Source organism: Usitatibacter palustris, from assembly GCF_013003985.1.
GTDB classification, from domain to species: domain Bacteria; phylum Pseudomonadota; class Gammaproteobacteria; order Burkholderiales; family Usitatibacteraceae; genus Usitatibacter; species Usitatibacter palustris.
In genome coordinates, this window is sequence record NZ_CP053073.1 from 3,087,154 (window position 1) to 3,100,851 (window position 13,698).

A 13,698-nucleotide genomic window follows, 5' to 3' on the forward strand; every position below is an offset into this window, starting at 1 on the left:
TCATGTGATGGCGACTATCCGTAGTGTAGCTGCGCTCCTCGTTCTCGTCCTAACAGGAAGTGTTAACGCCGCGACGTTCCGCTGGTCGTCGCAGGGGGACTACCTGTCGGCGGACCCGCACGCCCAGAACGAGGGCCTCAACAACAACATGAACGACGAGATCTTCGAGCGCCTGACCGACCGCGCCAGGGACCTCACGATGATCCCGGGGCTCGCGACCTCGTGGGAGGCGGTGAGCCCCACGATCTGGCGCTTCAAGCTGCGCGAAGGCGTGAAGTTCCACGATGGCACCCCCTTCACGGCCGATGACGTGGTCTTCTCCCTCGCCCGCGCCAACCTCCCCAGCTCCAATTTCAAGGTGTACGCCGCCCAGGTCGGCAAGGCCAGGCGGATCGACGCCCACACGGTCGAGATCGAGCTGCCCAAGCCCACCCCGGCCGCCGTGTTCCTCGACAGCCTCAATACGGTGCGCATCATGAGCAAGGCCTGGTGCGAGAAGCACGGCGCGACCAAGCCCCAGGACTTCAAGACGGGCGAGGAGACCTACGCCTCGCGCAACGCGAACGGCACGGGCCCCTTCACGCTGGTCAAGCGCGAAACCGAGGTCTCGACCGTGCTGAAGAAGAACCCGAACTGGTGGGGCATCGCCGCCAAGCGCTTCGACAGCAACGTCGACGAGATCGTCTACCGCCCGATCAAGTCGGACGCCACGCGCATGGCCGCCCTGCTCTCGGGCGAGCTCGACCTCGTGCTCGACCCGTCGCTGCAGGACATCCCGCGCATGAAGACCGACCCGAAGCTGCGCGTGATCGAAGGCGCGGAGAACCGCGTCATCTTCTTCGTGATGGACCAGTCGCGCGACGAGCTCAAGTACTCGAACATCAAGGGCGCGAACCCGCTGAAGGATCTCCGCGTGCGCCAGGCGCTCTACGCCGCGATCGACATCGACGCGATCCAGCGCCAGGTGATGCGCGGCCAGTCGCGGCCGACGGGCGCGATGGTGCCCACCGCCGCGCGCAGCTTCCCCGCGCTCGAGCCGCGCCTGCTTCCCCATGACCCGGCGCTCGCGAGGAAGCTGCTCGCCGAAGCGGGCTACCCGAACGGCTTCGAGCTGCAGCTCCTCTGCCCGAACAACCGCTACGTGAACGACGAGCGCATCTGTGTCGCCGTCGCGGCGATGTTCGCGAAGGTCGGCGTGAAGGCGAGCGTGAACGGGATGCCGCGCGCGCAATTCTTCCAGAAGGTCGACAACTTCGACCTCTCGATGCACCTCTATGGCTGGGGCGGACCCGCGACCGACCCGGGCTTCACGCTCACCCCGGTGCTCCACTCGCGCGATGGGACGCGCGGCGACTTCAACTCCGGGCGCCAGTCCGACCCCGAGCTCGACCGGCTGATCGAAGCGGTCGAAGTCGAGCTCGATGCGACCAAACGCTCGGCGCTCATGCTGCAGGCGCTCATGCGCGTCCGTGAAAAGGTCTACACCATTCCGCTCCACCGCCAGATCATTCCCTGGGCCGTTCGCGCGAACGTGAACGTCGTGCACCGCGCCGACAACGTCGTCACGGCGACGTGGGTGCGGATCGCGCCTTGATCCGGCTGCTCCTGTTCGGCCCGCCGACCGCGGAATCCGGCGGCGACTCCTCCGCGCTCGCCTTCGAGCGGCGCAACCAGTTGCTCGCGTACCTCGCGCTCAAGGCCACGTGGGTGGGCCGCGCAGAGCTCGCGAACCTGCTGTGGCCCGAGCAGGAAAGCCATCTTGCGTACGCCAACCTCCGGAAAACCCTCTTTCGCCTGCAGAAGCTGTCGTGGGCCGCGCACATCGAGCTGCAGGCGAGCGCGGTGCGCTTCGAGGCCGCGACCGATGTGTATGCGTTCGAAGCCGCGCTTCGCGAAGGCCGCATCGCCGATGCGCTGCCGTTGCGCCGCGGCGAATTGCTCGCGGGCTTCGACGACGATCAAAACGAAGCGTGGTCGAGCTGGCTCGGCTACGAACGCCATCGCCTGCGCGTAGCGTGGCGCGACGCGGTACTCGCTCGCCTTGCGCTCGAGATCGAGCCCGCCGAGGCGATCGACCTCTCGGCGCGGTTGCTCGACTCCGATCCCCTCGACGAAGCGGCGCTGCGCTCGCGCATGAGCTGGCTCGCGCGCGGCGGGCAAGCCGCCGCGGCCCGGCAGGCCTATCGCGATTTCGTCACGCGCCTCGCGGCCGATCTCGGGCTCGCGCCGGGCGCGGAGTTGGTCGCGATGCACGATGCGCTCGCCACCAAGAACGCGCCGGCTCCGGCGCCACCATCCGCGGCGCCCGACGACGACGGCCTCATCGGCCGCACCGTCGAGATGCGCCGCATGGGCGAGCAGCTGGCGAAGGCCGACTGCCGCTTGCTCACGTTGGTGGGTGCGGGTGGTGCCGGCAAGACCCGCCTCGCCCGCCGCGCCGTGCTCGAGCTCGCGTCCTCGTTTTCCGACGGCGCAACCTTCGTCGCACTCGAGGACGTTCCCGCCGCGAGCGACATCGGCCTGCGCCTCGCGCGTGACCTCGGACTCACCCTCGCCCGCGGCCGTGAAGCGCTCGAACAGGTGATCGATCACCTGCGCGAGCAGCGCGCGCTGCTGGTGCTCGACAACTTCGAGCACCTGGTCGCGCAAGCGCCGATGCTCGAACGCCTGCTCGCCGGATGCCCGCACCTGAAGCTCGTGGTCACCTCGCGGGCCCGGCTCGCGCTGCAGCAGGAATGGACGCTGCCCGTCGAGGGACTGCCCTGCCCCGAGATCGAGGACCGCGCGCGTCTCGAGTCCTTCGATGCGCCGCGACTCTTCATCAAGGCCGCGCGTCGCGCGGGCGCCACGATCAATCCGGCCGCCGAGGCCGACGCGATCGTCGCCATCTGCGCCGCCGTCGAGGGCCTGCCGCTGGCACTCGAGCTCGCGGCCACGTGGACCCGCGTGCTGGGGTGCGAAGCGATTGCGGCGGAGTTGCGCCAGGGCACCGAGATCCTGCGCGCCGCCGATCCGGCCTTCCCCGCGCGCCACGCCAGCATCGAGGCCGTCTTCGAGCGCTCGTGGCAATTGCTCACGCCTGCCGAGCGCGACGTGCTCGGGCGCCTCTCGGTGCTGCGCGGCGGATTCTCGGCGGAGGCCGCGCGCGTGGTCGCGTCGGCATCGCTGCCGGTGCTCGCCGCGCTCATGGACAACTCGCTGCTGCGACGCGATGGCGCGCGCATCTTCCTGCATCCGCTGGTGCAGGAGCTCGCCGGCGCGCGCATCACGCCCGAGGATGCAGCGCAGACCGCGCGGTCGCACGCCCGGTATTTCCACCGCCTCTTCAGCCAGCTGCGGCGCGCGATCGACGACGGCGACCGCGATGCGCTGGCCTTCGCCGATGCCGAGTTCGAAAACTTCCGCGCGGCCTGGTGCTGGGCGGCGGAGCACGAGCCCACCTTGCTCTGCGCGACCACGATGCCGTTCCTCTATTACGTCGATCATCGCCGGCGCAGCGCGGAAGGCCATGCGCTGCTGCGCGATGCCCTCGACTTCGTCGCGGCCGGTGGGGACAGCGAGATCACGGCGCTGCTCCTGAGCGCCTTCGCGCAGCTCGAGTATCGCCTCGACCGGTACCTGGATGGCGAGGCGACCGCGCGGGAGGCGCTCGCGCTCACGCATCCCGAGCGCGATCACGAAGCCCGGTTGCAGTGCTACAAGACACTCGGCGTCTGCTATCTCGCGCTCGCGCGTTACCCGGAAGCACGCGAGTACCTCACGCTCGCATTGAAGCAGTCGCCCGCGAGCATCGATCCGCGCACGGCCGCGGCGATGCTCGACAACCTGTCCATCGTCGAGAAGGAAACCGGCAACCACGACGAGGCGCTGCGCCTGGCGCTGCAGTCGCTCGACCTGCACCGGCGAATCGGCGACCAGAGCGGTGTCGCGCTGGTCCTGAGCAACCTCGGCTCGAAGTACCTCGCGCGGCAGGAGTGGGACACCGCCAACGTCTACCTGCGCGAAGCGCTCGCGCTCTGCGATCGCCACGGCTTCGTCGGCACGCGCGCCTACATCCTCGCGAACATGGCCGAGGTGGCGGTCGGCCGCGGAGATGCCGATGCGTCGGACGCGCCCATTCGCGAAGGGCTGGAGGTGGCGCGGGCAACGGGCAACCGGGCGCTGGTCGGATACCTCAAGGTCTTCGCCGCGATCGCCGCGCTGCTCCGATCGGACGCGGCAACGGCACGCATGAACCTCGCCGAGGCACTCGCGGAAGGGCTCGCGATCGGCCGGCGCAGCCTTCAGATCGAGTGCGTAGTGTGCTTCGGCGAGGTGCTGCTTTCGCAGGGGGAACCGGCCTGCGCGCTCGCCGTGCTCGACCTCGCAGCCGGCGACCCGCTCACCAACGCGCTGCAGCACGAGGAAATCGGCCGCAAGACCAACCGTGCCCGCGCCGCCTCGGGCGACGAGTGCGCGCCGCACGGCCTCACCTTCGAAGAGCTGGTCCACCGGATCGTGGCCGAGAGCCCGATCGCCCACGCCCCCCTGATCGCCACCCTGCGCGGATACAAATAAGTGGGGTCAGACTCGACTTAATTTAATTCTGTGGATAACTGGGTCAGGCTCCAGTTATCCACAGAATTAAATTAAGTCGAGTCTGACCCCACTCCACTTATTTGAGGTGGAACGCCGGTGGAACGGCGCCCTGCCTAAGGTTCGGCCTGAGAACGACGAAGGTGCCCGGCGATTCCGCCCGGCCTCGCGCGTTTCCAGGAGATTCATTCCATGCAAGCCACCGCCACCGCGGAGCGCAAGAGCGCCGCCTCGCAGGTATCGCAGCGTTACGCGAAGTGCATCGAAGCCTCGAAGCGCGTCCAGTGGGACATCGACCGTGACGTGATTCGCGGCCGGACCTTCGACTTCACCAAGAAATTCATGCCCGACGGGCTCTCGAAGATCAACGAGCTCCCGTTCCTCAACGGCGACGAAGCGCGCTTCCTGTCGCAGATCCAGGGCCGCACCTACGCCAACATGTTCGGCCTGGTCGAACGCTTCATCGGCGCGAAGGTGCTCGAAGTGAGCAAGGCCCACTGGCTCGGCGACCAGGTCGCGCTCGAAGCGCTGATCCGCCTGACCGACGAGGAACTGAAGCACCAGGAGCTGTTCCGCCGCCTCGAGGTGATGACGGCAGAAGGGATGCCCGCGGGCTACCAGTTCAAGCCGCGGCCCAATGAAGTCGCGCACAACGTGCTCGCGAAGTCCACGTGGGCCGTGCTGGGACTCACGCTCGACATCGAGATCTTCTCGCAGACGCACTACCGCGCGAGCATCGAGCCCGACACGAACCTCTCGGACCTGTGGAAGGACGTCTTCCTCTTCCACTGGAAGGAAGAATCGCAGCACGCAATCCTCGACGAGCTCGAGTGGCGCCGCGAGCACGCGCGCCTGAGCGAAGTCGAACGCGACCGCGGCGTGATGGACCTGATCGACCTCGTGGGTGCCGTTGACGGCATCTGCCAGGTGCAGGCCGAAGCCGACGCCTCGTACTTCCTCATGCACGCCGGGCGCGCTTTCACGTCCGCCGAAGAGAAGGTCATTCGCGACGTCGTCCTCAAGGCCTATCGCTGGCAGTACATCGTGAGCGGCGCGCTCGAACCGCGCTTCGCCGACGTGCTGAAAGCCCTCGTCACCCCCGCGCAGATGGATCGCATCGGCAAGGCCCTCGGCCCGCTGCTCGAGCACGCTGCCCACTGAACCCGCAAACCGACACAAAGGAACGCATCCGCATGAACGCAACGATCGATCTCGCCGCCGTGAAGTCCCGCCAGCAAGTGGCGTGGGCCAGCGGCGACTACGCCGTCATCGGCACCACCCTGCAGGTCGTCGGCGAGCTGCTCGCCGAGGCCTGCGACCTGCGCTGGGACGAGAAGGTGCTCGACGTCGCGGCGGGCAACGGCAACGCAACACTCGCCGCCGCGCGCCGCGGCTGCCAGGTCGTCTCCACCGACTACGTGGAGTCGCTGCTCACGCGCGGCTCGGATCGCGCAGCGGCCGAAGGCCTCGATGTCCAGTTCCGCGTGGCCGACGCCGAAGCGCTGCCGTTCGAGAACGCGAGCTTCGACGCCGTGCTCTCGACCTTCGGCGTGATGTTCTCGCCCGACCAGGCGAAGGCCGCGGCCGAGCTCGCGCGCGTCTGCCGTTCCGGCGGGCGCATCGGGCTCGCGAACTGGACGCCCGAGTGCCTGGTGGGGCAGATGTTCCGCATCCTCGGCCGCTACATGCCGCCGCCCGCGGGCGTGCAGCCGCCGTCGCTCTGGGGCACGGAGCCGTACCTGCGCGCGCTCTTCGGTGACGTGGCCAAGCACATCGCGATCCGCACGCGGGTCTTCAACTTCCGCTACCGCTCGGCCGCGCACTTCATCTCCGTCTTCCGCGATTGGTATGGGCCGGTCCACAAGGCCTTCGCCGCACTGCCTCTCGAAAAAGCCGTGGAGCTCGAGCGCGACCTCGCCGAGCTGCTCGACACCCTGAACCGCGCCGAGGGCAAGGCTCTCGTCGTTCCCAGCGAATACCTCGAAGTCGTCATCACCCGCCGTTAAGGAGAATTTCATGCATCCGATCTACCGCATCATTGCCCTCGCCGTGGCAGCCGCATTCGCCCCGACGAGCGCCCAGGCCGACGCCGTGACGGACTGGAACCTCAAGTCCTCCGAGCTCGTGACCGAAGCCAAGCTCGGAACGCCGCCTGCCGTCCGCACGATGGCGATCGTGCAAACCGCCGTGTACGAAGCCGTGCTCGACGTGACCGGACCCAAGGCGACGTCGCCCAACGCATCGGTCGATGCCGCGGTCGCCGCCGCGCAACGCGCAACGCTCGTGAAGCTCATGCCCGCCGTGCAAGCCTCGATCGACGCCGCGTACGCCGCGGCGATCGCGAAGGTGGCCGATGGCCCGGCGAAGACCGCCGGCATCGCCACCGGCGAGAAGGCCGCGGCCGCGGTGTTCGCCGCACGCGCCGCCGACACCGTTGCCGCGGAAAGCTATCGCCCGCACACGGCGCCCGGCATGTACGTGCCGACCGCCGCGCCCGCCGTACCGACGTGGTCGCAGCGCAAGCCGTGGCTGCTCGCGAGCGCCGACCAGGTCCGTCCCGGCCCGCCGCCGGCACTGGGAAGCGCGGAGTGGGTTCGCGACTTCAACGAAGTGAAGACGATCGGCGCCAAGGCGAGCACGCAACGCACGCCGCAGCAGACCGACATCGCGCGCTTCTGGGACTACTCGCTGCCGTCGATCTACTACGGCGTCGTGCAATCGGTGGCCGCGCAACCGGGCCGCACGGTGCTCGACAATGCGCGTCTCTACGCCGCCGTCGCGCAGTCCATGGACGACGCGCTGATCGCGGTGTTCGACGCGAAGTACCGCTACAACTTCTGGCGCCCGGCGACCGCGATCCGCAACGCCGACCAGGACGGCAACGACGCCACCGAGCGCGATGCCGGCTGGACCTCGCTGATCGACGCGCCGATGCATCCGGAGTATCCGAGCGGGCATTCCATCCTCGCCAACGCCGTGACGAGCGTGCTGCGCGCGGAAGTCGGCAACGGCCCGGTCCCCACGCTGTCCGCCACGAGCCCCACGGCCAAGGGTGCGAAGCGCGAGTGGACGCGCCTCGACGACTTCGCGACTGAAGTCTCCATGTCGCGCGTCTATGGCGGCATTCACTACCGCACCGCGCTCGACACCGGCGCTGCCATGGGCCGCCAGATCGGCGAGATGGCCGCGCGGCGTTTCCCGAGCAGCGCGACGCTCGCCGCGGTTCCCGAGTCGCTCGTCCCCGCGGGCGAGCAAGTCGTCGAGCGCATCGCCGCGCGCGGCGTGCAGGTCTACGAGTGCCGCGAGCAGCCGAACAACGGCGGCATGGCCTGGGCGTTCGTCGCGCCGGAAGCCGCGCTCTACGACGCGAAGGGTGACTCGGCCGGCACGCACTACGCCGGTCCGCACTGGGAAGCGACGGACGGCAGCAAGATCGTGGGTGCGGTGAAGGCCAAGGCCGATGCCCCGGTGAAGGGTGCGATTCCCTGGCTGCTTCTCACGACGCGTTCGGTCGGTAGCGAGGGTCGCTACGCGGGTGTGACGAGCGTGCAGCGGGTCAATACCGTCGGTGGCGTTGCGCCGGCGAAGACCTGCGACGCGACGAACAAGGGTGCGGTCGAGAAGGTGGCCTATACCGCCGACTACGTGCTGCTCGCGAAGTCGAACGTCGCCGCGCGCTAGATCACGGCCTTCGTGTGCCGGAACAGGTTCGCCGGATCGAGCTTGCGCTTGAGTCCGGCGAGCCTGCGCAGGTTCTCGGGTCCATAGGCGTCGGCGATGCGCGCGCCGCCGTCCTCCTCGGTGAGGAAGTTGAGGTAGGTGCCACCGGTCGCGAAGGTCTGCGCGGCCGCGAAGCACTCCCGCGCCCAATCGCGATTGACCGTGTCATCCTCGGCCCGCTCCCAGGACGAGGAAATATTGAGCACGTAGGTCGCATCTCGATTGCCCGCCGGTGAGTGAGCGGGCGGCAACTCGTTCAGCGCGCCGCCGATCTGGAACAGGATGATTCCCGAGTGCGGTGACGGAATGTCCTTGAGGCGCGTCGCGAGCACGTCGATCAGTCCATCGTCGATGCGCGCGAGATAGTGCGACTTCCAGTAGTAGCGGCGTCCCCGCGGCTGCGTCGCATCGAGCAGGCTTTGCATCTGGGCATAGGGCCGGCGCGTCACGGTATCGGCGATGGGTGGCATGACGGCGCGCAGCTCATTGATCAACGAGTCATCAGCCTCGGCTCCGCAGTGCGTGAGGAACAGCGCGACGATGGGCTGCCCATGCACTTCCTTGGGAAGCCACGGTGCCGGCGGGGCCTTGCGCAGGATCGCCACGCACGTGAGATCGCGCGGTGCGCGCGCGCTGATCTCGCGATAGGCGGCGAGGATGCGCCGCGCGTCCTCGCCACGCCACGCGAGCGCGCCTCCGAGGATCGTCGGGCCGACCGCGTACAAACGGTAATCGAAGGACGTCACGATGCCGAAGTTGCCGCCGCCACCGCGCAGCGCCCAGAAGAGCTCCGGGTTCTCGTCCGCGGACGCGCGCAGCAGCTTCCCCTCCGCGCTCACCACGTTCATCGCGACGACGTTGTCGCACGTCCATCCGTAGCGGCGCGTGAGATAGCCGAAGCCGCCGCCGACGGTCAATCCGGCGATGCCCGTGTCGGAAACGAAGCCCATCACGGTGGCGAGCCCGTGAAGCTGCGTCTCGCGATCGACATCACCGAGCGTGCAACCCGCTTGCGCATGGGCCACGCGCCGCTCGGTGTCCACGAACACGCCGCGCATCAGCGACAAGTCGATCATCACGCCGCCTTCGCAAACCGCGAGGCCCGCGATGTTGTGGCCGCCCGATCGCACCGACGAGAGCAACCCGTGCGCGGCCACGAACTTCACCGCGGTGATCACGTCGGTTGTGCCGAGGCACCGCAGGATGACACCGGGCCTGCGATCGATCATCGCGTTCCAGATCTTGCGAAGTCCGTCGTACGCGGGATCATCGGGAAGCACGACCTGGCCCTTGAATGCCAATCGAAATGCCTGGATCGCTTCGGCCGGGATACCGGCCTCCTGCCCATCGAGGGAAAGCAGCTTCATTGGGTCATGCTCCTGGGTTCGTGTCGCGGGGATGGGTCATCTTCTCGCCGAAGCGTAGGTTCCCCGGACCGGCGTGACTAGTTCAGAATCTGAAGCGTCGATCGACGAAGGAATGTGGCATGGAAAAAGGCTACGGACAGTTCTGTACGGTGGCGCGCGGCGCGGAGGTCCTGTGCGAGAAGTGGACGCCGCTCGTGCTTCGCGAGCTTCTTTGCGGCAGCCGGCGCTTCAACGAGCTTCATCGCGGCGTGCCGAGGATTTCCACGGCGCTCCTGACTCGCCGCCTTCGCGAACTCGAGAGCGTCGGCGTCATTCGCAGCGTCGAGGCGGGCCGCATTCGCGCCTACGAGCTCACCGCGGCGGGCGAGGAGCTGCGTCCCATCATCCTGGGGCTGGGCCACTGGGGCGCGCGGTGGATCGGCAGCCGCCTGCCCAAGGGAGACCTCGACGCGGGCCTGCTCATGTGGGACATCCGCCGCTTCGTCCGGCTCGACGAGCTTCCACCACGCCGCGTCGTCGTCCACTTCGACTTGCGCGATGCACCGCGCGCGCGCGAGCGGCACTGGTGGCTCGTGATCGAGAACCGGGTTGCCGACCTTTGCCGGGACGATCCCGGCCATGAGCTCACGCTGGAGGTCGAGGCGACGCTGCGTGCACTCACCGAGATCTGGTCCGGAGACCTGGTCCCGGCACAGGCCTGCAAAGCCGGGGATGTCCGCGTCAGCGGGGCAAAGCGCGATGCCGATGCGCTCTGGAAGTGGCTGGGCACCAGCGCGTTTGCCGAAACGCGCCTCTCCCGCCCGAAGCTATAGGACTCGGTCCGTGGGCAGGACGGTCGAGGCTTCGTGCGGCGGGCGACCCTGCAGCAACTCGTAGTAAGGCGTGAAGTCGGGCGCGGTCGCCTCGAAGAGCTCGCTGAAGTCGCGAATCACGAAGTACGTTTCCTGGAACGTGTCGATCTTGTAGCGCGTGCGCATGATGCGAAGCAGATCGAAGCCGATGCGATTCGGGTTCGGACTGTCGACGCAATACGGCAGCTCGCCCCCTGAAGAAAGAGTGCCGGCGCCGTACGAACGCAGGCCCTTCGGCGTCTCGATGAGGCCGAACTCCACCGTGTACCAGTAGAGGCGCGCGAGCATCTCGATCGCGCCCAGCGCGTGCGCCTTCAAGCCGCCGCGGCCGTAGGCCTGGAGGTAATCGGCGAACACCGGCTGGAAGAGCAGCGGCACGTGGCCGTAGAAGTCGTGAAAGATGTCGGGTTCGACGATGTAGTCGAACTCCTTCGGATCGCGCAGCCACACCGTCACCGGGAAGCGGCGGTTGGCGAGGTGATCGAAGAACGTGATGTCAGGCAGCAGGCCCGGCACGGCAACGAGTTGCCAGTTCGTCGCGGGCTTCAACTTCGCGTTCACTTCATCGAAGCGCGGAATGCCGTCGCCGAAGTGCAGCTCGGGAAGGATCTCCACGAACTCGTCGCACGCGTACTTGGGCGCAAGCGCCACCTGGCGGGCGAAGAGGCGCCGCCACAGGTCGTGCTCCGCATCGCTGTAACCGTCCCACTCCTGCTCGACCGTGTAATCGGGCCGCATGCGGCTGTAGTCGCCGCGCAGGTTGTGGACGGTCTCTCCGGTCATGACCCTCCCCTGGCCCCTCCCAAGGGAGGGGAATATTTCTCCACCTTCTGGTCGATGGCGCCGAAGATCGTGGCGCCGTGGTGGTCGAGCATCTCGAGGCGCACGGTGTCGCCGAACTTGAGGAACGGCGTCTTCGGCGCGCCCTGTTCGACTTGCTCGACCACACGCGCTTCCATGATGCAGACGTAGCCGGTCGCGGCGTCCTTGTTGGAGACCGTGCCCGTGCCGATGAGCGTGCCGGCCTTGAGCTCGCGCGTCTTTGCCGCGTGCGAAATGAGATCGAAGAGGCTGAAGGTCGCATCGTCGCCCGCGTTGGGATTGCCGAACCACTTGCCGTTCACGTGGCTCACCAGCCGCAGGTGAACCTTGCCGGCGTCCCAGGAGCTGCCCAATTCGTCCGGCGTCACCGCCACCGGAGAGAGCGCGTTCGCGCCCTTGCCGTGCACGAAGCCGAAACCCTTCGCGAGCTCGCCCGGAATGAGCGCGCGATAGGAAACGTCGTTGATGAGCGTGAGCAGGCGAATGGACGCCGACGCTTCCGCGGGTGTCGCGCCCATGCGCACATCACCCACGATCGCGCCCACTTCGCCCTCGAGGTCGATGCCCCAGTCCTCGCTCGCGGCGCGGATCGGATCCTTCGCACCCATCATGTCGTCGGCGCCGCCCTGGTACATGAGCGGATCCTTGTAGAAGCTTTCGGGCACCTTGTCCTTGCGCGCGGCGCGAACGCGCTCGACGTGCATGAGATACGCGGAGCCGTCGAGCCACTGGTAGGCACGCGGAAGCGGCGCGGCCACCTTGCCCGCGGCGAGCGCGTCGGCAAAGCTGAATTCGTGGCGCTCGTTGCCGCACTCGAGGCTTTCGTAGGCATCGAGGAGCTTGCCGTGGACCTCATCCCAATGTTCGAGCGCGTACTGCATCGTCGGCGCGATGCCGTCGGCTTTCACCGCGCGCGTGAGATCGCGGTTGACGAGGATGAGCGTGCCGTCGCGCGTGGGGCCCTTCAGTGATGCGAGCTTCATTGTGACCCTCTCCCCGGCCCTCTCCCTGAGGAGAGGGAGCCCGGCGCAAAGCCGTTCCATGTTGCGTCGTACTGCTTGTCGAGCTGCGGGCTTCCGAGCGCCCAGGATGTGGGTTCGAACACGTAGCGGCTCTCGAACATGAACGCGAGGGTGTTCGCGAGGCGCTTGGGCTCGAGCTTCGCCGCCACCGCCGCTTCGTACGAGGCGACGTCGGGTCCGTGCGCGCTCATGCAGTTGTGCACGCTCGCGGCACCCGGAAGGAAGCCTTCCTTCTTGGCGTCGTACTCGCCGCGCACCAGCCCCATGAATTCGCTCATCACGTTGCGATGGAAGTACGGCGGACGGAAGGTGTCCTCGGCGACGTTCCAGCGCGGCGGGAAGATCACGAAGTCGACGTTGGCCGTGCCCGGCGTCTCCGAAGGCGACGTGAGCACCGTGAAGATCGACGGATCCGGATGGTCGAAGCTCACCGTGTTCATCGCGTTGAAGCGCGCGAGGTCGTACTTGTATGGATAGTAGTTGCCATGCCACGCGACGACATCGAGTGGCGAATGCTCGAGGTCCGTCGCCCACAGGTGGCCGCCGAACTTCGCGACGAGCTCCGTGCGCGCGGGTTTGTCTTCGTACGCGGCGACGGGCGCGAGGAAGTCGCGCGGATTGGCGAGGCCGTTGGAGCCGATGGGTCCGAGCTCGGGCAGGCGAAGCGGCGCGCCGTAGTTCTCGCAAACGTAGCCGCGTGCGGCGCCTTCGACGCCGACGCGAAACTTCACGCCGCGCGGAATGACGGCAATTTCACCGGGGGCGATGGAGAGCATGCCGAACTCGGTCGCGAGTTCGAGCGCGCCTTCCTGCGGGACGATCAGCAACTCGCCATCGGCGCTGTAGAAGACGCGATTCATCGAGCGGTTGCACGCATACAGGTGCACGCCCACACCCTGCTGCTTTCGCGCCTCGCCATTCGTGGCGATGGTCGCGAGGCCGGCGATGAAGTCGGTGGGCTGCGAAGGCATCGGCATCGGCGCCCAGCGCAGCCGATTGGGCGGGCATTCGGCCTCGAGGCAAGGCCCGGTGCGAAGGAGCGCGTCATCGAGGCGGCGGAACGGCGGATGCATTGCGGAGGGTCGCACGCGATAGAGCCAGGAGCGCTGGTTGGCTGCGCGCGGCGCGGTGAACGCGGTGCCGGAGAGTTGTTCGGCGTAGAGGCCGAAGGCGACCTTCTGGGGCGAGTTACGGCCGACGGGGAGCGCGCCCGCGATCGCTTCCGATTCGTGGTGGCTTCCGAAACCCGATAGATACGCTGTCGCTCGTTCAGTCATGGGGCCCTTCGGGGGCTAAAGCAGAAAGAATCCGCAGATAAACGCAGATAAACGCAGATAAAAC

General features: G+C 67.5%; 10 protein-coding genes. 6 read left to right on the forward strand and 4 right to left on the reverse strand.

From position 1 onward, the window contains the following. Positions 1–7 precede the first annotated feature (7 nt). The 5 genes from DSM104440_RS15030 (at position 8) to DSM104440_RS15050 (ending at position 8,256) form a co-directional block, all read left to right on the forward strand. Positions 8–1,594: an ABC transporter substrate-binding protein gene (locus DSM104440_RS15030; protein WP_171164027.1), complete on the forward strand. Its 1,587-nt coding sequence runs from the start codon at positions 8–10 to the stop codon at positions 1,592–1,594. Continuing rightward, positions 1,591–4,557 (forward strand): ATP-binding protein, encoded by a 2,967-nt coding sequence (locus DSM104440_RS15035; protein ID WP_171164028.1) that lies wholly within the window; start codon positions 1,591–1,593, stop codon positions 4,555–4,557. The genes DSM104440_RS15030 and DSM104440_RS15035 overlap by 4 nt, the downstream gene beginning before the upstream one ends. 210 nt (positions 4,558–4,767) lie before the next feature. After that, entirely contained in the window at positions 4,768–5,736 is a 969-nt protein-coding gene (locus tag DSM104440_RS15040; RefSeq protein WP_171164029.1) for a hypothetical protein, read from the forward strand. Positions 5,737–5,768: 32 nt separating this feature from the next. Then, positions 5,769–6,581 (forward strand): class I SAM-dependent methyltransferase, encoded by an 813-nt coding sequence (locus DSM104440_RS15045; RefSeq protein ID WP_171164031.1) that lies wholly within the window; start codon positions 5,769–5,771, stop codon positions 6,579–6,581. Positions 6,582–6,591: 10 nt separating this feature from the next. Further along, entirely contained in the window at positions 6,592–8,256 is a 1,665-nt protein-coding gene (locus DSM104440_RS15050) for a DUF3455 domain-containing protein (RefSeq protein WP_171164033.1), read from the forward strand. On the opposite strand, the gene DSM104440_RS15055 is transcribed toward DSM104440_RS15050, so the two are convergent. Beyond that, positions 8,253–9,662, reverse strand: a complete 1,410-nt coding sequence (locus tag DSM104440_RS15055; RefSeq protein WP_171164035.1) for an FAD-binding oxidoreductase — start codon at positions 9,660–9,662, stop codon at positions 8,253–8,255. The genes DSM104440_RS15050 and DSM104440_RS15055 overlap by 4 nt on opposite strands. A gap of 119 nt (positions 9,663–9,781) precedes the next feature. On the opposite strand from DSM104440_RS15055, the gene DSM104440_RS15060 reads away from it, so the two are divergent. Next, complete coding sequence (locus tag DSM104440_RS15060) at positions 9,782–10,474, forward strand: winged helix-turn-helix transcriptional regulator (RefSeq protein WP_171164037.1); 693 nt, start codon at positions 9,782–9,784, stop codon at positions 10,472–10,474. Here the strand turns inward: DSM104440_RS15060 and phhA are convergent. Genes phhA through hmgA form a run of 3 tightly spaced genes read right to left on the reverse strand, consistent with a single transcriptional unit; the run spans position 10,469 to position 13,634 of the window. Then, positions 10,469–11,296 (reverse strand): phenylalanine 4-monooxygenase, encoded by an 828-nt coding sequence (phhA, locus tag DSM104440_RS15065; RefSeq protein WP_171164039.1) that lies wholly within the window; start codon positions 11,294–11,296, stop codon positions 10,469–10,471. The genes DSM104440_RS15060 and phhA overlap by 6 nt on opposite strands. Next, entirely contained in the window at positions 11,293–12,318 is a 1,026-nt protein-coding gene (locus DSM104440_RS15070) for a fumarylacetoacetate hydrolase family protein (RefSeq protein WP_171164041.1), read from the reverse strand. The genes phhA and DSM104440_RS15070 overlap by 4 nt, the downstream gene beginning before the upstream one ends. Then, on the reverse strand, positions 12,315–13,634 hold the full coding sequence (hmgA, locus tag DSM104440_RS15075) for a homogentisate 1,2-dioxygenase (RefSeq protein WP_171164043.1): 1,320 nt from the start codon (positions 13,632–13,634) through the stop codon (positions 12,315–12,317). Before hmgA ends, DSM104440_RS15070 begins: the two co-directional genes overlap by 4 nt. Positions 13,635–13,698: the final 64 nt, after the last annotated feature.